Origin of the sequence: Novosphingobium sp. ZW T3_23, assembly GCF_044987305.1 — a bacterium.
Classification (GTDB): Bacteria; Pseudomonadota; Alphaproteobacteria; order Sphingomonadales; family Sphingomonadaceae; genus Novosphingobium.
In genome coordinates this window covers 1-21,567 of record NZ_JBJDRF010000055.1, presented here as the reverse complement: position 1 = coordinate 21,567, position 21,567 = coordinate 1, and the positions used below count along the sequence as shown (strand labels likewise).

Genomic DNA, 21,567 nt, shown 5'->3' with positions numbered 1-21,567 from the left:
TGCGCCACCACGGCGTGTTTCCCAAGGCCGTCGTGTTGGTTGCGATTTGTTGACGAAAGCCGGTTAATGCATGTGCTTCGATGGGGGTATGGCCCCGGGAAGCGAGTAGGGATCGCGAATGCTTAACGGCCACAAACTGGCAGGTCACCGAGGTGTGGTGGCGATCGTAGGTCTGCTCGGGCTGACGCTCGGGGGATCGGCCGCGCTGTTCGTGACCTCGCAATCCATGGATCGGATTGCCGCCGACCGGCAGCAAGAGCAGGTCGAGAAGACAGTCGCCCGCACGCTCCAAAGCGCTGCCGAACAAGCGGCAGCCACCAGCGCGCGACTGGAACCCGCCCGCAGGATCGCGGCGCTGGGACCGGACGAAGCGGCCAACTGGCTGGACAGCGAACTGGGCCGCCCTGCCGTAGCCAGCGAGCCGACCAGAGCCGTGGCTATCGTTACCCGCTCGGGCGCGATCTACGGCTATACGCGCGGCGGCCGGGCCGACGCCAACGATCTGGAGGAAATTCGCGATGCTGCTGGCGGACTGGTTAATGCCCTGCCCCCCGTCAATAGCAAGACCGCGCCTGGCGCAAAGGCAGATCTGGCATCAATCCACCGTGTCCCCGTCGTCGCTGCCGCATCGCGCATCCCGGCCTCCGGAGAACCGTTGACGCTGGTCACCATTACCTATCTCGACGATCCCATGCTCAACCGCTGGGCCGGTACGCTGATGCTCGACGGTTTCACCGCGCTGAGTCCTCGCGAAGCCACGTCGCCGAGCGTGCGCAGCGTCAAACTTTCCGCGGCGGACGGCACGCTTCTGGGCAGGCTCGCCTGGCATCCGGCGCGGCCCGGCGAAGCGATCCGCAAGTATGTAATACCGGCCACCCTGGCGATCGGTGCCGCCGTCCTCGGCCTGTTTCTGATGCTGGCTCAGCGTGCCAGCAATCTTGAAGACGAAGCGGACTCCAATTCGCGGCGCGCGCGATATCTCGAACTCTTCGATCCCGTCACCGAACTGGTGAACCGCGCAACCTTCATCAAGCAACTGGAACAGATCGCCGGTTCGCAAGCCTGCAGACTGATCCTGCTCGACATCGACGATTTCAGCGCGATCAATGAAGAACTCGGCCACCGTGCCGGAGACCAGGTGATCCGTGATTTCGGGAAGCAGTTGCTCAAGGAGTTTCAGGGATCGCAATGCCTTGTGTCTCGCCTCGATGGCGACGAGTTCGCCGTGCTGATCGTCGGAAGCTCAGACATTTTCGAGCTTGGCCCGCGCTCGACCGGCACAACGGTCACACGGGAAACGCGGGACGGCGAAACCGTTTCGGTTACCATCTCGGCCGGCATCACCGCCGCTCCAGAGCATGGCCACACCGCCAGCGAACTCATGCGCCATGCCGACATTGCGCTGGGAGCTGCGAAAGCAGCCGGCCCGGCCCGCCATGTCGTCTACGACCCGGCTCTCGGCGAAGCCTTCAAGAGCCGCAAAGGCCTTGAGGCTCGCATGAAAAAAGCCATCGAGGATGAAGGCTTCGAACTGTTCTATCAGCCGATCATCAGCCTGCGCACGATGAAGCCTGCCGGGGTGGAGGCGTTGCTACGCCTGAAGCGCGGCGCAAAGGATACGCCTGCCGTGTTCGTCCCCGTCATCGAAAAGCTCGGCCTGATGCCGCAACTTGGCGCATGGATCATCCAGCAGGCCTTCCGGGACAGCCGCCGCTGGCCGGAGCTGCGCACTTCGATCAATCTCTCGCCGCTGCAACTTGAAAATCCGGCCCTGCTCGATCAGATCGACTTCAACCGCGCCCGTTTCGACGTCGCGCCGAAATCCATCGGTTTCGAGATCACCGAGGGCGTCCTGCTCAACAAGTCGCCTACGGTGCATGCCAACCTCCAGGGTCTCCGCGATCGGGGTTACATCATCGCCCTGGACGATTTCGGCACCGGCTACTCCTCATTAAGTTACCTGTCGGAATTCGAAATCCATCGGCTCAAACTGGACCAAAGCTTCGTGCGTGGCGGCCGACTGATCGAACGGCGCAGCGCCACATTGATCCAGGGCGTGATCGACCTCTGCCACAAGCTGGACATCGACGTGGTGGCCGAAGGCATTGAGGAAATCACCGAAGCCGCCACCTTGCGCAAGTGGGGTTGCGACTTCGCGCAAGGCTACCAGTTCGGCAAGCCTGCGCCGGCGCGGATTGCGGCGCAAAATTTGATCACCCTCCAGAACAATGCCGCCGCTATCGTCGACTATCGTACAGGCGAGCCCGTCCTCGGCGTAGTTTGAGTCGGAACGGCTTCGTCCGCTCCCTTTTCAACAATGATACATTTTCGAGCAGTTACCGCTTGTCGAAATCCGGTCGAGACATATTCTGCCGATAGAACATCTCAAATTGACAAAGCAATTGGGAGAGGTCGCATGATCGAGGAGCGAGCATGTGAAGCTGAAGCAGGCCAAAGCCTCTGCGGGAAAATTTCGCTCGCCGGCTGGGTGTTGGGAAGTGTCGGAAGTTTTATCTGCTGGTGCATTCTGGGCAATGCCTACCAAGCCTGGGTGCATCTTTAGAGCAGTTGATCCGATTGCATGGGATAAACTGCTCTAAGCTCACGGTTTGTCGCATTTTCCAGGTCATCAGATGATTTCCATCTGATTGGAAAATGCTCTAGTAGGATCCCTTTGCCAGTAGCACGGCGGGAAGCGTCTTCGCCAGTAACCAAAGGTCGAGGCCCAGACTTTTCCGCCTCACGTAGGCGACGTCCATCGTAACCCGCTGGTGGTAGGACGTATCGCTTCGGCCGCTCGTCTGCCAGATACCTGTAAGGCCGGGACGGACGCGGCAGTAGTGCTCAAAGTAGTACCCATACTTATGAACCTCCTGTTCGACGATTGGCCTTGGTCCGACGAGGCTCATTTCACCTGACAACACGTTCAACAGCTGCGGAAACTCGTCCAAACTGAGTTTACGCATAAGGCCGCCCAGTGGGGTTACGCGTGGATCGTCCCGCAATTTGTGCGTCGCCTCCCATTCGCGCCTCGCGGCGGGAGAAGCCCGAAGATGGGCTTCAAGAATAGCATCCCCATCCACCCGCATGGTTCGGAACTTCAAGCAGTGAAAGTACCGCCCGCGATGGCCAATCCGGCGATGCGAATAGAAAATTGGCCCAGGATCGCTGATGAACGTCGCCAAGACAAGCAATGCGAGAAACGGTATCATGAAACAGAGTATTGATAGAGCAGCCACCAGATCGAACATGCGCCAAGCGATGGCTTCGCCCGCCGTGATGATCCTTGGCACACCTGGACGAACCACATTCAATTCGGGATTGAAATCCGACAAACTGGTCGTTGGCGAAAAGCCGACACGCCTAGATAGCCTCGATGCTTGAATGTTCCCCATGCCTTCCCCTGTCGGGCCAGTCAGCCCCCTTAGTCCTTCGTTAACGAGGAACTACCAGCAGCGTCTTCGCGGCTGCAACATGAAAATCTTCCAACTTGGATACTTTACTAATAATCCAGTTCGAATTGGCGATATTATCACCTAAGTAAAAATTGCTATTTATCGAAACCTATCCCTCTACATCCGATATAGCATCGATTCTGGACGCTTCGTCTGTTGACCGAATTTTGGTACCTATATGCAGCTTCGTCCAAGTTTGCGGAGCGCAATTCGATCGTTCCAGTTAGGCTGGAACCGTTCAAGCGCCCTTGCCGATTAAAGATTGACGGAAGACTTCGCCAACTCGGCGGCATCTTCGGCAGGTAAGATGACGGGCGCTGCTAAGGTCAGCCAATCTGGGTAGACGAGCACAGGTAAGGTCGTGTTCGTCATAATATCAGCGGAGTTCACGAACCTTGGCTTTCATGTTCACTGCCGGTGTCTTGTTGCTGGACCGGAGAATCCTGCATCGTCAGATGCAAGCCGCACTGCGACTAAGACCTCGCGAGGCAGACAACGAACGTAGAACTCCGCTCCAGATCGCGCTCGAACGCCTCTTTTCCAGCAATGGCATCTCTTCGGCCGCCCTATGAATACCGCTGCCATGAGTAACGGAGGTTTGCGGCAATTCCGACAGCGCGGAGGGTTGGCGCTTTTCGCATTCACGGCCCGCGCCTTGGAACAGGCCGCAACCCTGGTCATGACGCTGCTTGCGGCTCGCTTTCTGATGCCGGCCGAGTTCGGGGTGTTCACTCTCGCAAATGTCTTCGTAATACTTGTTCAGACGCTTACCTATACCGGTGTTTTCCAGTTCATCCTCGCCGCAAAAGGTGACGAGGATAAAATCGTATCGACGGGATTCTGGTTGATCGTGCTCCTGGTCGGCACCGCATCCCTTGTCCTGGCTGCGGCGGCCTATCCATTGCAATGGCTGTTTTCGACGCCCGATCTCGGGCTTGTGCTTGTGCTGCTGGCACTTGCCCAACCGGCCGCAGCGCTCGTTGCTTGGTCATCCGCGACACTGCTGAGACGCCGTGAAGTAGCTCGCAACTTCCGCTTCGTCTTCCTCGAAAATCTCGTGGCGCTCGTGAGCGGCGCATTGCTGCTGTGGTACTGGCATTCTCTCTATGCGCTCGTAGCGGCGCGCTATGCTCGGATCGCATTTGGAGCAGCGCTATTCATGCTGGGAGGGCGAACCTGGCCAAATCCCGGGTTCAACGTTGCCCTGGCGCGAAAGGCAGCGGTTTTCTCCAGCAATCTCTATGGCTCGCGTTTTCTCGCCTTCCTGTCACGCTATTCCGGCGACGTCCTTCTCGGGCTGTTCCACTCGACAGCCGACGTAGGTCTCTATCGGTTCGGGAACAGAGTCGCGACTGGCGCAACGGACATCCTCAGCCAGCCCATGAGCAACTTCGCATCAACCCAGTTCGGAAGCGCCGCGCGTCAAGAACAGGACCTCGCGCCCGTACTTGCCCGTCTCTCAGGTACAATCGCACTACTCACGGGAATGGTTGGTGCGGTCATCATAGTTTTCGGTGAACCTGTAGTCTCGGCTCTGTTCCAACCTTCTTATCTCGCAGCCATGGTCGTCACTTATGCCATGGGACTGCGAGGCGTGGCAGGCGTCGGTCAGATGCTGGTCGAACCCGTCTTCGCCGCGCTCGACCGCACGTCATGGGTGATGGCTTACAACTTCATCACGGCCATCGCCTCGATCGCGGCCATCGTTGCTGCCGCCCCATTTGGCATCGAAGTGCTGGCCTGGTCTCAGGCGGGGGTCGTTTTCCTGAGCACACTCTGGGCCTTCCACCTGATCCGATGGAAAGGTGGCGTTCGCGTGGGCGAAGCCGTGCGGAACTTCATATTGGCCTGTCTGCTCACCCTGATTTTCGGACTGGCCCTTCTCGCCGTGAAGCACAGCGATCTTACCGCCATCGCCAGCTCCGTCGGCATGACATTGGCAATTTACCTCTCCGCTTCAGCCGTCCTGGCGCTGGCGGTGCTTTTTCTCGGCGCCCGCTGGCGCGTCTTCAGCCTAGACGCATTTTCCGGCTGAAAAATGATTAGGGGATATCAAGCGATGAATGCGGACATCGGAACGCTTATCATGGAACGCCAACCCAAGTGCCTAAGCGCACGGCAGCAGGGTCTTTGAACCGGTGGCCGGTATCGATATCAACGGTAAGTTCTTGAGCGCCCCGCTTAACGGCGTTCATCGAACTGCCGCACACTATAGCGATCAATTGATCAGCCGGATGGCAAACGAACACCTTGTACGTCTGTTGGCGCCGCTTCATTCGAAATCCATAGATGGGTTCCCAAATCTCGCTCCCAAGCGCGTGAAGGGGCTGCTGGGAACCGGTCAGGGATGGGAGATGGTGACCCTACCCAGGCATGCCTCGGGGAACCTGCTCGTCAACTTCTGCAACCTCGCACCGTTGCTTCACCAGAACAGCCTGGTCATGATCCACGATGCCCAGACCTTCCTTTATCCCGACGACTATTCGGGGCGACAAGCGATTGCTTATCGGCGCATGCTGCCGTGGATCGGACGTCGTGCGCGGCGCATTCTTACGGTTTCCGAGTTCGCTCGGCGCACCCTTGCAGCGCATGCCATTGCCGATCCCGACAAGATAGACGTCGTGCACAATGGCACGGATCACCTGCTTCAACCCGAGGCCTGCGGCGAAATCCTTAAGCGTCTCGGGCTGGATCAGGGGAGCTACGTTCTCGCTATCGGGACAGCCAAGCGCTACAAGAACCTGCATCGGGTGTTCGAAGCGCTCCGAGAGCCGCTGGCCGGACCATGCCCATTGGTCGTGGCTGGCGGGCCGGACGCAAGTGCCTATCGAGAGAAAGGATGGCAGCCGCCCGAGGGAACCATATTTGCCGGCTTCGTTTCCGACGCTGAACTACGTGCCCTTTACGAAGGGGCTGCCGTCTTCGTCTTTCCGTCGCTCACCGAGGGCTTCGGGCTGCCCCCGGTCGAGGCCATGCATTGTGGAACTCCGGTCGTCACCACGCGCGCGGGCGCCATGCCGGAAGTATGTGGAGACGCTGCCCTGCTCGTGGACCCGAACCATCCCGGCGCATTCCGAAAGGCGATCGAAGCCGTTCTCGATGATCCGGAACTGCGGCAGGAACTGAAAAGGCGGGGCCGCATAAGGGCTGCGCAACTTACATGGAACAAGGCCGGTGAACGGCTCCAGGCGGTCATTTCCAGTCTTCTTCAGGAACCGCCACGATCTCCACGCTTCGGCGCTCGCGGTCGATCGTGAAATGCCTGCCACCTGTCTGCCAGGACAATGAATTCGCGTCGGGCGCCGCCCAGTCCGGAACAGTCATTTCAGCGCCTTGCTCATTCAGCCATCGCAGGTCGGAATGAAGGCGCGCAAACTTTGCCGGATCGGACGCCCGCATCGCCGCCAGCCCGGCAACGTGGTCTTCAAGCTCACGATCCCGGTTCGTCCAATCCACCCAGCCGATGGCGTTGTCCTGACAGTACGCGTTGTTGTTGCCCTGCTGTGTACGCCCGAACTCATCCCCAGCGGTCAGCATGATCGTTCCCGTGGATGCGAAAAGCGATTCCAGCAGCGCCTTGAGATCGGCGCGGCGGGCCGCCGCTATCGCGGGATCATCCGTCTGGCCTTCGGCGCCATTGTTCCAGCTGAAGTTCTCTACATGGCCGTCGCGATTCTGTTCGCCGTTCGCCCCGTTATGCCGCTGTTCATAGGAAACGGTATCGGTCAGCGTAAAGCCATCGTGCGAGGCGATAAAGTTGATGGATCGGCACCACGCTTCGTCGCCCGTAGAGCCGAATACGTCGTTGGATCCTGCCAGCCGCGTGGCCAAAGTGCCGATACTCTGGTGGCCGCGCCAGAACTGGCGCAGATCGTCACGGAAACGATCGTTCCATTCGAACCAGTTGCTTGGAAAGTTGCCGAGCTGGTAGCCCCCCGGCCCGATGTCCCAAGGCTCGGCTATCATCACGCGCGTAGAAAGGATCGGGTCTGCCGCGATCTCTCTGAAAATCGGGGCCTGCGGATCGAAACCGGGTCCGCGCGCCAGAACGGGGGCAAGATCGAACCGAAAGCCGTCGATGCCGCAACTGACCACGAAATGACGCATGGCATCCAGCGTCAGGGCTCGGACCGCAGGGTTCGCGAAATCAAGCGTGTTACCACAGCCGGTATCGTTGATGAGCGTGCCGTCGGGTGCATGGGAATAGGCTGCGTTGTCCAACCCCCGAAGCGAAACCACGCCGCCGTCCACGTCGCTTTCGCCTGTGTGGTTGAACACCAGATCGAGCAGCATGCCGATGCCATTGGCATGAAGCGCCGCCACGGTTTCGCGAAGTTCGGCAATGCCGCCGGGGCAAAGGCCGGGATCGAGCGCCATCATGGCGATCGGGTTGTACCCCCAGGCGTTGACAAGCCCGAGCGGTGGCAGGTGGCGTTCGTCGATCCAGGCGACGACCGGCATCAGTTCCACCGCTGTCACCCGCAGCTTCTTCAGATGCGCCACCACGGCCGGATGGGCGAGAGCGGCTACGGTACCTCGCAAGGACGCGGGCACTTCCGGGTGAAGCCACGTAAACGCACGCACGTTGACTTCATAGATCAGCCCGCCCGGCGTAAAGTGTGGAGGCTGCAACGCCACCGGGTCTGCCGTTGCGGAAACCACGGCCTTGGGTACGATATCGGCGGTATCCACGCCGAAATGGCGAAGTCGGGGATCCTGTACGAAACGACTGTCCAGTTCGGTCGCGTAAGGATCGACGAGCAACTTGGTTTCATCGAACCAGAGCCCCCGTTCCGGTGCCCAGGCACCCGTCGCGCGATAGCCGTAGTGCGTGCCGGTTCGGTCGCCGGGCGGGTCCAGAAACCAGTTCGGCCCATCCCGCGTCATGGCATGGCGCTCTTCGCCGGCTTCCGAAAACAGGCAAAGCCAGACTTTTTCCGCAAGGGGGCTGCGCACCGCGAAACGGGTTTGTCCCACCCCGATCGAAATGCCCAGCCGTGTCATGCTCTCAGCGCGCGATAGAGGTCGGCATAGGCCTGACCGCTTGCCTTCCACGAAAAGTCGCATTTCATCGCGTTCTTCTGAACGGCCAGCCATTGCTCCGGGCGATCGTAGAGATCGACGGTGCGGGTGAGCGCTGCCGACAGGGCATCATAGTGCACACCGTCGAACTGAACGCCGGTGGCGACGCCGGCAGCCAGCGCTGCGGGATTTGCGTCGATCACCGTATCGGCCAGTCCTCCCGTCCGTGCCACCACAGGAACGCAGCCATAGGCGAGGCCGTAGAGCTGGGTCAGGCCGCAAGGCTCGAAGCGCGAAGGCACGAGAATGGCGTCGCCGCCGCCCTGCATACGATGGGACAGTGCCTCGTCATAGCCGATGCGCACGGCGATCCTGCCCGGATGGCGCGCGGCCGCCTCTTGAAAAGACTGCTCCATCGCCGCGTCACCCGATCCCAGCAGAGCCAGCCTTCCGCCGAGGCCGACCAGATGGTCGAGCACGTCCAGCAGGACGTCCATTCCCTTTTGCCAGGTCAGTCGGGTGATAACGATGAACAGCGGACCGTCATCCGCGTCCAGCCCGAATTCGGCTTCCAGCGCGCGCTTGTTTGCCACCCGCCGATCCAGCTTGCGTGCATCGTAGCGGACAGGGAGCGCCGGATCCTTCGCGGCGTTCCAGGTCGCGGCATCTATGCCGTTGAGAATGCCGGAAACCGCGCGGCCTCGTGCCACGATCAGGCCCTCCAGCCCCATGCCGAAGGCGGCGCTGCGGATTTCGCGCGCGTAAGTGGGGCTGACCGTGGTCACCGCATCCGCGCAGGCCAGGCCGGCCTTCAACATGCCGATGCCGCCATGATACTCGACGCCGTCGATCGACCAGGCCTCCGCCGGAAGGCCCAGGCGTGGGAAGACCTCGGCGCCGAACCAGCCCTGGAACGCCATGTTGTGAATGGTGACGACCGAAGGCACCCGCCCGGCCTCGCCGCCGAGAGGCGCGAAGCGGAGGTAGGCGGAGGCCATCGCCGCCTGCCAGTCATGCGCATGGACGAGGTCGAACCGCAGCGCCTTGCCCCGGCTGGCCATCGCCCCTCCGGCCAGATCGGCGGCGGCACGGCCGAGGGCCGAAAAGCGCTGCCAATTGTCCGCCCAGTCCTGCCCTGCCGCATCGGCATAGGGTGCTCCATCGCGCGCATAGAGTGCCGGGGCATCGAGTACGAGCAGCGGATAGCCGTCGAGCTTGCCTGCCAACAGCCTGGCCGGAACGCCCAGAAGCGAATCCCATGCATGCACCGCCCGCGCGCGGCCGAGCGCCTTCAGCACCGTGGGATAACCGGGCAAGAGCGTGGTCATCTCCACGCCGTGTCCCGCAAGCGCAGCGGGCAGCGCGCCGACGACATCGGCGAGCCCGCCGGTCTTGACCAGCGGCACGGCTTCGGAAGCTACGGAAAGGACTTTCAACGACATTCCCTTTTCAGGCGGATCACGTCAGGGCCCTACAGGCCCAGGCGATCGATCATCGGCTTGGTGATCAGGCACACGCCATTGTCGGTGCGGCGGAAGCGGCGACCGTCGAGTTCGGGATCCTCGCCCACCACCAGCCCTTCCGGGATGCGCACGCCGGAATCGATCACCACGCGCGAAAGACGGGCATGGCGTCCGATGTTGCAGTAAGGCAGGATTACCGCCTCATTGACCTCGGAAAAGCTGCCCATCTTCACGCCGGTGAACAGCAACGATCGCCGCGCCAGCGAGCCGGAGACGATGCAGTCCTGGCTGATCAGCGAGGAAATCGCCTGCCCGCGCCGCCCTTCCTCGTCATGGACGAACTTGGCCGGGGCGGCGACGACGGTGTCGGTCCAGATCGGCCAGTCGCGGTCGTACATGTCGAGCTTGGGTACGGTGTCCGTAAGGTCGAGATTGGCTTCGAAATAGGCGTCCACCGTGCCGACGTCGCGCCAGTATTCCTCGATTTCCTCGGCGGCGCGGATGCAGGAATTGGTGAAGCGGTGGGCCTGCGCCTTCCCGTGCTTGACGATGTAGGGGATGATGTCCCCACCGAAATCGCGCCTGGAATCCGGATCGGCGGCATCTCGGCGAAGCTGCTCGAACAGGAACTCGGTGTCGAAGACATAGATGCCCATCGATGCCAGCGCATGGTCGGGATCGCCGGGGATCGAAGGCGGATTTTTCGGCTTTTCGAGGAACGAGGTGATAACGTCGTTCTCGTCCACGTGCATCACACCGAAGGCCGTCGCATCCTTGCGCGGCACCACCAGGCACCCCACGGTGACGTCCGCGCCAGAATTGACGTGCTGTTGCAGCATCAATTCGTAGTCCATCTTGTAGATGTGATCGCCCGCCAGGATGACCATGTACTTCGGCGTGTAAGAGGCGATGATGTCGATGTTCTGGAACACCGCGTCGGCCGTGCCCTCGTACCAGAGCAGTTCGGAAATGCGCTGGCTGGCCGGCAGGATGTCGAAGCTTTCGTTGCGTTCCGGCCGCATGAAATTCCAGGCGCGGTTCATGTGCCGGATCAGGCTGTGCGCCTTGTATTGCGTGGCGACGCCGATGCGGCGGATGCCCGAGTTGATCGCGTTCGAAAGCGCGAAGTCGATGATGCGGCTCATGCCGCCGAAATAGACCGCGGGCTTGGCGCGATTGTCGGTCAGTTCGGCCAGGCGGCTGCCGCGTCCGCCGGCAAGCACATAGGCCATGGCATCACGCGCGAGTGGCGATCCGGTCGGCGTCCTCATTGCACTCTCTCTCCTTCGTATCGCCGTCTCAGCCTGCATATTCCAGCATGATCGTCGCCAGGGGGGGCAGCGTCACGGTGGCTTGACCGTCCGAAACCGTCACTTGCCCCAGATTGCCCTTGCCGGTTCCTCCGTAGTGCGGAGAATCGCTGTTCAGGATCTCGTTCCACTTGCCGTTGCACGGCAGCGGCAGTCTATAACCCGTGTGTATAGCCGGGGTCATGTTGGAGATCACTGCCACGGGCCTTGCGCCCTCCGCCCTGCGCAGCCATGCGAAGACGGAATTGGCGGCATCGTCCACCACCAGCCATTCGAAGCCGTTCCCGTCGCAGTCTCCGCCGTGGAGCGCGGGCTTTTCGCGATAGACGCGGTTGAGATCCTTCACCAGATTGCGGATGCCTTCATGGGCAGGGGCATCGCGCAAGTCCCAGTCGAGCGCGCGCTCCTCGCTCCACTCGCGGCGCTGGGCGAATTCCTGCCCCATGAACAGCAGCTTCTTGCCCGGATAGCCCCACATCATGCCGTAATAGGCGCGCAGGTTCGCGAACTTCTGCCAGTCGTCGCCGCTCATCTTGTTCAGCAGCGACCCCTTGCCGTGAACCACTTCGTCATGGCTGAGCGGCAGGACGTAATTCTCGGAAAAGGCGTACATCAGGCCGAAGGTGATGTCGTTGTGATGATAGCGCCGGTGCACCGGATCGCGCGCCATGTAGCGCAGCGTGTCGTGCATGAAGCCCATGTTCCACTTGAAGCCGAAGCCCAGCGAGGTCGGCTGGCCGCCGTCCTCGACATCATAGGCGGGCTGGGTGACGCCCGGCCAGGCGGTCGATTCCTCGGCGATGGTGAAGACGCCGGGATGCTGGCCATAGAGCGCGCGATTGGTGGCCCGCAGGAAGTCCACCGCTTCCCAGTTCTCACGCCCACCCTGTGCATTGGGGATCCACTCCCCTTCCTTGCGCGAATAGTCGCGGTAGAGCATCGAGGCCACGGCATCGACGCGCAAGGCATCCACGTGATAGCGATCCGCCCAGAACAGCGCATTGTTGACGAGGAAGCTCTGCACCTCGCGCCGGCCGAAGTTGTAGATCAGCGTGTTCCAGTCCGGCTGGAAGCCGAGGCGCGGATCCTGATGCTCGTAGAGGGCGGTGCCGTCGAAGCGGACGAGGCCGTGATCGTCGGTGGGGAAATGGGCGGGCACCCAGTCGAGGATCACGCCGATCCCGGCCCGGTGCGCGCCGTCCACGAAGCGGGCGAAGCCGGCGGGCTCCCCGAACCGCGAACTGGGCGCGTAGAGCCCAGTCGTCTGGTAGCCCCACGATGGATCGTAGGGATGCTCGCTGATCGGCAGGAATTCGATATGGGTGAAGCCCATCTCGACCACGTAGGGGATCAGGCGGTCCGCCAGATCGTCCCAGTTGAGGAACCAGTTGAAGCGGTCGCGCTGCCACGAGCCGGCGTGGACCTCATAGATCGAGACGGGGACCTTCCGGGGATCGACTTTGGCCCAATGCGCACGGTGCGCCTCGTCGCCCCAGTCGAGCTTGGCCGGATGCGCCGTCATCGAGGCGGTGGCGGGGCGGATTTCCGACATGAAGGCGAAAGGATCGGCCTTCAGGGGCTGGACCATGCCGTCGGCGCCGATGATGTGATACTTGTAGGCGCGGTAGTCGGCGATATCGGGGATGAAGATTTCCCAGACGCCGATATCCTTGCGATCGCGCATGACGTGGCGGCGCGGATCCCAATCGTTGAAATCGCCGACCACGCTGACCAGTCGCGCATTCGGCGCCCAGACAGCGAAATGGACGCCGCTCGCGCCTTCGTGCCGGATGATATGGGCGCCCAGCTTGTCGAACAGGCGGAAATGCGTGCCCTGCGCGATCAGCAGATCATCCACCGGCCCCAACACCGGCCCGAACGTGTAGGGGTCGGTGACCAGCCAGTCATTGTCGCCCGCCGTGCAGCGATAGCGGATCGGCTGCGGTTTACCGATGAGCTTGCCTTCGAACAGGAAGCGGTCGTCGACTTTCCCCAGCGTGCCAAGGCGGCGGCCGTCGAGGCTGAATGCCTCCACCGTCTCGGCGCCCGGCAGGATCGCGCGGGCATAGGCTCCGTCAGGCCCGGCGTGGAGTCCGAGAAGGGAAAACGGGTCGGCGTTGAGGCCTTGGAGAAGAGTTTCGAGGGCGCTTTCGGGTGGCTTCACAGGACTTTCCAGATGTCTTTGGCATACTCGGAGATCGTCCGATCCGAGGAGAACCAACCGACATTGGCGATGTTCCTGATGGTGGCGGCCCGCCAGCCCGCAACGTCTTCCCAGCGCGCATCGATCGAGCGCTGGGCGGCGGCGTAACTGTCGAAATCGGCGGCGCACATGAACCAGTCATGGTCGTAGATGCCGCCGATCAAGGCCTTGTAGCGGTCTGGCTCGTCGGGAGAAAACACGCCCGAGGCAATGGCGGTCAGCGCCTGGCTCAGTTCGCGCGAACCATCGATGACCTCGCGCGGATTATAGCCGCTGGCCCGCTTCGCCGCGACTTCCTCTGCGGTCAGGCCGAAGATGACGATGTTGTCGTCGCCCACATGATCCTTGATCTCGACATTGGCGCCGTCCAGCGTGCCGATCGTCAGCGCGCCGTTGAGCGCAAACTTCATGTTGCCGGTGCCGGATGCCTCCATGCCTGCCGTCGAGATCTGCTCCGACAGGTCCGCCGCCGGGAATATCCGCTCGCCCAGGCTGACATTGTAGTTCGGCACGAAGACCACTTTGAGCAGCCCGCCCACCGAAGGATCGGCATTGATGCGCCGGGCGATGTCATTGGCCAGCTTGATGACCAGCTTGGCGTTGTGATAGCTCGGCGCGGCCTTGCCTGCGAATATCTTGACCCGCGGCACCCAGTCGCGCTCGGGATGGCTGCGGATCTGATCGTAGAGGGCCACCGTCTCGATCAGGTTGAGCAGCTGGCGCTTGTATTCGTGAATACGCTTGATCTGGACGTCGAACAGCGCGTCGGGATCGAGGCGGAGGCCCATCGTCTTCTTGATATAGTCCGAAAGCGCCACCTTGTTGGCGCGCTTGACCCCTGCCACCTGCTCCCCGAACTGGCTGTCTGCGGCAAGCGGATTGAGATCGGAAAGCTTTTCCGCATCGTCCAGGAAGCCGTCGCCGATCGCCTCGCGGATCACGCGGGTGAGGTCGGGATTGCACTGCTGGAGCCAGCGACGGGGCGTGACGCCGTTGGTCTTGTTGTTGATGCGGTCCGGGTAGAGCTTGTGCAGGTCGGCGAAGACCGTCTTCTTCATCAGGTCAGTATGAAGCGCCGCGACGCCGTTGACCGAATGGGCACCGACGAACGCCAGGTTCGCCATGCGGACGCGGCGTTCGCCATTCTCGTCGATGAGGGATATCGCGGAGATTTCGGCATCGCTGCACCCCGCCTTGCGTGCCTCTCGCAGCACGCGGCTGTTGATCGCGTAGATGATCTGCATGTGGCGCGGCAGCAGGCGCTCGAACAGGGGCAGCGGCCAGGATTCCAGCGCCTCGGGCAGGAGCGTGTGGTTGGTGTAGGATACCGTGCGGCGGCAGATGTCCCAGGCCTCGTTGAACTCAAGCCCGTTCTCGTCGACCAGCAGCCGCATCAGTTCCGCCACCGCCACGGAAGGATGCGTATCGTTCAGCTGGATCGCGGCCTGATCCGGCAGACTGCGGATATCGCCCAGGTACTGGACGTGGCGCCGCACGATGTCCTGGATCGAGGCGGCTGTGAAGAAGTACTCCTGCCGCAGCCGCAGTTCCTGCCCGGCGGGGCTGGAGTCCGCCGGATAGAGCACCCGCACGAGGCTGTCCGCCCGCACCTGCTCTGCCAGCGCGCCGAAGTGGTCGCCGGCGTTGAAGGCATCGAGCTTGATCGGATCGAGCGGGCTGGAGGTCCAGAGGCGCAGGGTATTCACGCGCTTGCCGCGCCAGCCGACCACGGGCGTATCCATCGCGGTTGCCTCGACCTGCTCGGCCGGGTGCCAGAACACGCCGTCGCCCTCGGCCACGACTTCGCCGCCGAAGCCGATGCGATAGGTGCTTTCGAGCCGCTCGAACTCCCACGGATTGCCGTGCGCCAGCCAGGTTTCCGGCAGCTCGACCTGCCAGCCGTCGTCTATGCGCTGGCGGAACATGCCGTTCACATAGCGAATGCCATAGCCGTAGGCCGGGATGTCCAGCGTCGCCAGGCTTTCCATGAAGCAGGCCGCCAGTCGGCCGAGCCCGCCATTGCCGAGCGCCGCGTCGGGCTCAAGCTCTTCCAGCGCCACAAGGTCCAGGCCATGCGCCTTCAGGGCGGCCTCAAACTCGCGGGTCATGCCCATGTTCGAAAGCGCGTCGCGCAGCAGGCGGCCGATCAGGAACTCCATCGAGAGATAGTACACCCGCTTGCCGCTGGAATCGTAAGTGCGGCGGGTGGAATCGATCCATTTCTCGATGATCTCGTCCCGCAGGGCCAGGATCGAGGCCGTATACCAGTCATGCTGCTTGGCGGCCCGCTCGTCCTTGCCCACGCGCTGGCGAAGCACCCGCACGATGTGCTTGTCCATTTCCGAGGGGGCCTGTTGCGAAGAGCTTGGCACCGGGCTGCCGGAAACGGGTTCGCTCGCCATGGACTTAACTCCTGATCCTTGGACAACAGACGCATAAAACGCCGGTTTTCCAAAAGCATGATCCTGCTGCCCGGCAGAGAGACTGCTTCCGCTCACCGGCCATGCAATCATGGCTAGCACAGCGCTGGTCCGCGACAAGGGACATTGTGCAGTGCCGCAAAAATTTCGAGCCTAGCCCTCGCCGTGGTGCTAATGTTCCCGCCGAACCGCAGCGAAAGGTGCGCATGAGCCTGATCGAAACCGCCCCCGTCCAACGCGATTCTACCGCCGCGCAGACATCGGCCTCGCATGGCCCGGTGCCATGGTGGAAGGGCGCCGCGATCTACCAGATCTATCCGCGCAGCTTCCAGGACAGCAATGGTGACGGCGTGGGCGACCTTGCCGGTATCACCCGCCGCCTACACCATGTCGCACGCCTGGGGGTGGACGCGATCTGGATTTCGCCCTTCTTCACTTCTCCCATGCGCGATTTCGGCTATGACGTGGCCGACTATTGCGGCGTGGACCCCGTCTTCGGAACAATGGCCGATTTCGACGCGCTGGTCGCCCATGCCCATGCCCTGGGCCTCAAGGTCATCATCGACCAGGTCTATGCCCATACGTCCGACCTTCACCCCTGGTTCGCGGAAAGCCGGTCGGATCGCGGCAACCACAAGGCAGACTGGTACGTCTGGCATGATCCCAGGGAAGACGGCACCCCGCCTTGCAACTGGCAGTCCGTGTTCGGCGGTCCGGCCTGGACCTGGGACGCCCGCCGCCGCCAATACTACATGCACACCTTCCTCAAGGAGCAGCCGCAGCTCAACATGCACAACCCCGCCGTTCAGGACGCCGTGCTGGACGCAGCGCGGTTCTGGCTGGAGCGGGGCGTGGACGGCTTCCGTCTCGACGCGCTCAACCATGCGATGCATGACCCCTTGCTGCGCGACAATCCGCCCGCGCCCGCCGACGGCCGCATCCGCACCCGGCCCTTCGACTTCCAGCTCAAGACCTACAGCCAGTCGCATCCGGGGATGGTCCCTTTCATCGAACGGCTGCGTACGCTCTGCAACCAGTTCGGCGCGATCCACACCGTCGCCGAGATCGGCGGAGACCATCCCCAGATCGACCGCCGCGCCTACACCTCCGGGAACGATCGCCTCAACAGCGCCTACGGCTTCGACTTCCTCTACGCCCCCGCTCTCACCGCGCAGTTCGTGGCCGAGACGCTCGACCGCTGGGAACTCGCTGCGGACGAAACCGGCGGGTGGCCAAGCTGGGCCTTCGAAAACCACGATGCGCCCCGCGCCGTCTCCCGATGGTCCGCCCCGGAGCATCGGGACGCGTTCGCCCGGGTGAAGATGGCCCTGCTCATGGCCCTGCGCGGCAATGTGATACTCTACCAGGGCGAGGAGCTTGGCCTCTTGCAGGACGAGATCGCGTTCGAGCATCTGCAGGATCCAGAGGCCATCGCCAACTGGCCGCTCACGCTTTCTCGCGACGGCGCCCGCACGCCGCTGCCCTGGGAAAACTCTCCCTTTGGAGCTTTCACCACGAGCGAACCGTGGCTGCCGCTCTCGGCGGACAACCTGGCCCGCGCGGTGGCCGTGCAGGAGAGCGATCCTGCCTCGCTGCTCCATTTCACGCGGGAGGTGCTGTCCCTGCGTAATGCCAGCGCCGCCCTTCGCCACGGCGCCCTGATCGGGTGCAATGCCGAAGGGTCGCTGCTGTCCTTCGAGCGCGAGGAAGGGTCGGAGCGCGTGCTCTGCCTGTTCAACCTCTCTCCCGAAACGCTGGCGCTCGACGGGTGCGAGGGCGAAATATTGCTGGCCGTCAACGGCGCCACCCGGTCCGCGCTTCCGGGCTATGGCGCGCTCTGGCTTTCGGCCTGAGTTCAAATTTCGCTGGCGACGGGCAGCGACACATGGCTAGGGCGGTTCCCGATCCGGTGGCACCGGATCAACCGCTCCAGGTTTCTTGTTTGCCGCATTTTCCGAGTCATCAGGTGATTCCGCCTGATTAGAAAATGCTCTAGGGGCGGACTATGAAGCACGCCCTTCCCGTTCTCGCCCTGTTGGGCGCCGTCCTGCCTGCCTCCGCAAGGGCTGAAGCCCAAGTCGTCACTTCACCCGAAGCGCTGCCTGCTCGCCACGAGCTTCCCCGCGTTTTCCTTGGCGGCAGCATCGACATGGGTTCCGCGCCGGACTGGCAACGGCAGGTGATCGACGCGCTGCAAGGCGAAGACGTGGTGCTGCTCAATCCTCGCCGTCCGGACTGGAACCCGGCCTGGAAGCCGGAGGCCGACGAACCGGAGTTCCGCCGTCAGGTCGAATGGGAACTGGCCGCGCTCGACAGTGCCGATGTGGTGATCCTCTACCTCGCGCCGGGATCGCAAAGCCCTGTCAGCCTTCTCGAACTCGGCCTCCACGCCCGCTCCGGAAAAGTCGTGCTGCTCTGCCCGCCCGGCTTCTGGCGCAAGGGTAATGTGGACATCACCGGCGAGCGCTACGGCGTGAAACAGGTGCACAGCCTCGATGAGCTGATCGCCGAGACGCGCAGGCGGGTGATTGAGGCGAAGCGGCAGGCAGGGGCCGGAAAATAGGCTGACCGCCCGCAAGTCGGCTACCCTTCGCACGGCACTTCAACAATCCACTCGTCATCCTGAACTTGTTTCAGGATCCATCGCGCGGCTCGAACGGCCGTATGATCGGCGAAATGGATCCTGAAACGAGTTCAGGATGACGTTGCACTTTCGGGGAGCGTACCGCCCCGTCCGCCCACAAATCCCCTTACTGCTGCGTCCATTCCACCCGGTAGAGATCGAAACGCCGGTCCTTCAGGTTCTGCACCGCGCCCGACTGCCTTGCGGTCAGCAGCGCGTCGAGGCTGAGATCGGCAATGGCGATCGTCTCCGTATTCGGCGCGGTGTCGGCGGCCACGCCGTCGCGCGCGAAGGGGAAGTCCGAAGGCGTGAGGATCGCGCTCTCGGCATAGTGGACGTCCATGTTCTCCACATTGGGCAGGTTACCGACCACGCCCGAGGTGACGACATAGCACTGGTTCTCCACCGCGCGGGCCTGGCAGCAATAGCGCACCCGCAGGAAACCGCGCCGTTCGTCGGTGCAGAACGGCACGAACAGCATTAGCGCGCCCTGGTTGACGAGGTGACGGGAGAGCTCGGGGAACTCGCTGTCATAGCAGATCATCACGCCGATCGGGCCGCAGTCGGTCGGGATCACGTTGGCGCCGTAGCCGCCCTTGATGTTCCACCACTTGCGCTCGGACGGGGTGGGATGAAGCTTCTGGGTTTCGTGCACCGCCCCGTCGCGCAGGAAAGTATAGGCGATGTTGCGGATCTCGCTCTTGCCCTGACCCAGCTTCATGCGGGTGGGGTGCGATCCGCCGATGATGTTGATGTTGTAGCTCACCGCCATGCGCTGCATGAACTCGACGAAGCGCTCGGTGTAGTCCGCCACCTTCTCGATCGCGGCGACGGGCTCCAGCTTGGTCTCCTCGATCGAGAGCAGTTCCAGCGTGAACAATTCGGGGAAGATCACGAAGTCGCTTTCGTAATCTGCCGCCACGTCGATCCAGTATTCCACTTGCTCCTCGAACTGGTCGATCGCCTCGATCTTGCGCATCATGAACTGCACGGTGGCGACGCGCACGGTGGAAGGGACGCGCTCCTTGAAGCCCGGCACCGCCTTGCCCGTGTCGCGCGGCGCGAGCGGGTTGGTCCAATACATGAGCACGGCGTTGCCGCCGCTTTCCTTGTCGTTCGGAATGTAGTCGGGCAGGATTTCGCGCGGCTCGTAGCCCTCGTTCATCTGAAACTGGATCACTTGGTCGCGAACCTTCTTGTCGCGCACGGCCTGGAGATAATCCGCAGGGTTCGGGTATTGCCGCTTGCGCCGCGAATAGCCGGGCATGCGACCGGCGAAGGCGATCCCCTTCAGCTCGAAATACTGGCAGACGTCCTTGCGCTTGCGGTAGAGACGCTGGCCGATGCGCAGGCGCCGGTAGTCCGGATCGACGCAGACTTCGAAGCCGTAGAGCACGTCGCCGTCGTTCGACGGCGGACGGCCGTATCCGCCATTGCTGATCTCTTCCCAGGTGTGCGGACGAAAGGCTTCGGCGGCGGTAACGATCATCGTCGCGCAGTGGCCGACGACCTTGCCATCGTATTCGGCCACGAACTGGCCTTCGGGGAAGTTGATCACCTGGCCGCGAATTTCCGCGCGCGTGAAAGCATCGGCCTTGCCGTAGACCTTTACCGACAGCCGGGCGATGGCCGGAGCATCGGCTACGGTGGCGGCGCGGATGATGAGCTTGGCTTTGGTCTGGTCCATGGGGCAGTTCTACGCCTGGGAAGCCTGAGGGTTCCAGCCTGGAAAGCGAATCTTTGCCGCATCTTGCGGGATATTTTTCGCGACGCGGCCGTTATCGCTTCTGAAAGGAGAGAAGAATGAGCGCCACTCTCATCGCCCTCGCCCTGTTCGGTTGCAGCGACGACGGATCGGCCTGCGAAAGGCTGTCCACCCCCGTGCAGACCTACGAATCCCGAGCCGCCTGCTCGGCCCGGCTCGACGACGCGCTGGCTACCGAAGCCGCCATGAAAGCCGAGGCGCCCACCGTATTCGCGCAGTGCCTTTCCAACAGCCAGCTTGCCTCTCTCGGCAAGGGCACCGTCGATCTGAGACGGGTGAACGGCGTGCAATTCGCGGCCAGATAACTAGCTACGTATCCCGGCACGGACTTCGAGAACGGCGCCTAGGCAGACGCTCGAAGGAAAGTCCGGGGGCATGGAGGCGCCGGCATCAACCGGCGCCTCCGCTTATGTCAGGATGCTTCAGCCCCGGCCACGGTATCCCTGAACGCCCTGATCGGGCACCCAGAGGCCTTCGGGGGGAGTACCGGACTGCCAGAACACATCGATGGGGATGCCGCCGCGCGGATACCAGTAACCACCAATGCGCAGCCAGCGCGGCTTCATTTCGTCGAACAGACGCTGGCCGATGCCCACCGTCACATCCTCGTGAAAGCCGTTGTGATTGCGGAACGATCCCAGGAAGAGCTTGAGGCTCTTGGATTCGACGATGGTTTCGCCCGGCGCATAGTCGATCACGAGGTGCGCAAAATCCGGCTGCCCGGTTACCGGGCAAAGCGACGTGAATTCAGGCGCGGCGAAACGCACCAGATAGAGGCTGCCCTGGCGCGGATTGGGCACATAATCCAGCACGGCGTCTTCGGGAGACGTCGGCAGCGCGCTGTTCTGGCCGAGATGCAGCGGAGTCATGGAAGTATCAGTCATGCCCGCCTTGATAGGTGGCGCGAGCCCCTGCTTCAACCCGGTGCGGCGCATTAGGGTGTGTGGGCGCCGGAAAGCGGATCTCGCGAGATTGCCCCAAGGGGGCACATTCGGCTATGATCGCTCACGCCTTACCGCGCGGGCCATCCGCATTAACGCCGGGTTCAGCGGGCGGTCCATTTGGACGTGGTGCAAAACTGGGAGCTGGGTGCGGGGCATCGTGAATACATCTGCAACAACATTTCTTTCGCGCGCAGCGCTCGTCGCCGGCTTGCTGGCAGGCCCCGGCACGGCTTTCGCGCAGGCGACCTGGAGCCTTCCGCCCGGCCAGCAGGACAGCCAGAGCGCGTCTCGCCCGCAAGGCCCGGTCGATCCGCAGAACCCGACGGTAACCCCGCGGGAAACGGCGCCGGACGCTCCTGCCG

Annotated in this window: 14 protein-coding genes; 6 read left to right on the top strand and 8 right to left on the bottom strand. The window is 62.4% G+C overall.

Annotated features, from left to right (window positions below):
• Positions 1 to 157 precede the first annotated feature (157 nt).
• Positions 158 to 2,284 (top strand): putative bifunctional diguanylate cyclase/phosphodiesterase, encoded by a 2,127-nt coding sequence (locus ACI3K3_RS20990; RefSeq protein WP_404917248.1) that lies wholly within the window; start codon positions 158 to 160, stop codon positions 2,282 to 2,284.
• A gap of 376 nt (positions 2,285 to 2,660) precedes the next feature.
• Here the strand turns inward: ACI3K3_RS20990 and ACI3K3_RS20985 are convergent, their stop codons facing one another.
• Complete coding sequence (locus ACI3K3_RS20985; protein WP_404917246.1) at positions 2,661 to 3,335, bottom strand: sugar transferase; 675 nt, start codon at positions 3,333 to 3,335, stop codon at positions 2,661 to 2,663.
• 688 nt (positions 3,336 to 4,023) lie between these two features.
• Here ACI3K3_RS20985 and ACI3K3_RS20980 point away from each other — a divergent pair.
• The gene (locus ACI3K3_RS20980) at positions 4,024 to 5,490 is read left to right on the top strand and encodes an oligosaccharide flippase family protein (RefSeq protein WP_404917244.1); all 1,467 of its coding nucleotides are present in this window, start codon (positions 4,024 to 4,026) and stop codon (positions 5,488 to 5,490) included.
• Between the two features lie 103 nt (positions 5,491 to 5,593).
• Entirely contained in the window at positions 5,594 to 6,712 is a 1,119-nt protein-coding gene (locus tag ACI3K3_RS20975) for a glycosyltransferase family 4 protein (RefSeq protein ID WP_404917242.1), read from the top strand.
• On the opposite strand, the gene glgX is transcribed toward ACI3K3_RS20975, so the two are convergent.
• The 5 genes from glgX to ACI3K3_RS20950 are packed head-to-tail and all read right to left on the bottom strand — an operon-like array spanning position 6,648 to position 15,855.
• Positions 6,648 to 8,459 carry a glycogen debranching protein GlgX gene (gene glgX, locus ACI3K3_RS20970; protein WP_404917240.1) on the bottom strand — a complete coding sequence of 604 codons (1,812 nt, stop codon included), beginning with the start codon at positions 8,457 to 8,459 and terminating at the stop codon, positions 6,648 to 6,650. The genes ACI3K3_RS20975 and glgX overlap by 65 nt on opposite strands.
• A complete protein-coding gene (gene glgA / locus ACI3K3_RS20965; RefSeq protein ID WP_404917238.1) occupies positions 8,456 to 9,919 on the bottom strand; it encodes a glycogen synthase GlgA in 1,464 nt (487 codons plus the stop codon). The genes glgX and glgA overlap by 4 nt, the downstream gene beginning before the upstream one ends.
• 29 nt (positions 9,920 to 9,948) lie before the next feature.
• Positions 9,949 to 11,211 (bottom strand): glucose-1-phosphate adenylyltransferase, encoded by a 1,263-nt coding sequence (glgC, locus tag ACI3K3_RS20960; protein ID WP_404917236.1) that lies wholly within the window; start codon positions 11,209 to 11,211, stop codon positions 9,949 to 9,951.
• 28 nt (positions 11,212 to 11,239) lie between these two features.
• Positions 11,240 to 13,414 (bottom strand): 1,4-alpha-glucan branching protein GlgB, encoded by a 2,175-nt coding sequence (gene glgB, locus ACI3K3_RS20955; RefSeq protein ID WP_404917234.1) that lies wholly within the window; start codon positions 13,412 to 13,414, stop codon positions 11,240 to 11,242.
• Positions 13,411 to 15,855 (bottom strand): glycogen/starch/alpha-glucan phosphorylase, encoded by a 2,445-nt coding sequence (locus tag ACI3K3_RS20950; RefSeq protein WP_404917232.1) that lies wholly within the window; start codon positions 15,853 to 15,855, stop codon positions 13,411 to 13,413. Before ACI3K3_RS20950 ends, glgB begins: the two co-directional genes overlap by 4 nt.
• A 224-nt stretch (positions 15,856 to 16,079) precedes the next feature.
• Here ACI3K3_RS20950 and ACI3K3_RS20945 point away from each other — a divergent pair, with 224 nt between their 5' ends.
• Positions 16,080 to 17,726: an alpha-glucosidase gene (locus ACI3K3_RS20945; RefSeq protein WP_404917230.1), complete on the top strand. Its 1,647-nt coding sequence runs from the start codon at positions 16,080 to 16,082 to the stop codon at positions 17,724 to 17,726.
• A 152-nt stretch (positions 17,727 to 17,878) separates the two neighbouring features.
• On the top strand, positions 17,879 to 18,436 hold the full coding sequence (locus ACI3K3_RS20940) for a nucleoside 2-deoxyribosyltransferase domain-containing protein (RefSeq protein WP_404917228.1): 558 nt from the start codon (positions 17,879 to 17,881) through the stop codon (positions 18,434 to 18,436).
• A gap of 187 nt (positions 18,437 to 18,623) precedes the next feature.
• Here the strand turns inward: ACI3K3_RS20940 and ACI3K3_RS20935 are convergent, their stop codons facing one another.
• Positions 18,624 to 20,183 carry a GNAT family N-acetyltransferase gene (locus tag ACI3K3_RS20935; RefSeq protein WP_404917226.1) on the bottom strand — a complete coding sequence of 520 codons (1,560 nt, stop codon included), beginning with the start codon at positions 20,181 to 20,183 and terminating at the stop codon, positions 18,624 to 18,626.
• A gap of 116 nt (positions 20,184 to 20,299) precedes the next feature.
• On the opposite strand from ACI3K3_RS20935, the gene ACI3K3_RS20930 reads away from it, so the two are divergent.
• Positions 20,300 to 20,566 carry a hypothetical protein gene (locus ACI3K3_RS20930; RefSeq protein ID WP_404917224.1) on the top strand — a complete coding sequence of 89 codons (267 nt, stop codon included), beginning with the start codon at positions 20,300 to 20,302 and terminating at the stop codon, positions 20,564 to 20,566.
• Between the two features lie 117 nt (positions 20,567 to 20,683).
• On the opposite strand, the gene queF is transcribed toward ACI3K3_RS20930, so the two are convergent.
• A complete protein-coding gene (gene queF / locus ACI3K3_RS20925; protein WP_404917222.1) occupies positions 20,684 to 21,145 on the bottom strand; it encodes a preQ(1) synthase in 462 nt (153 codons plus the stop codon).
• Positions 21,146 to 21,567 lie beyond the last annotated feature (422 nt).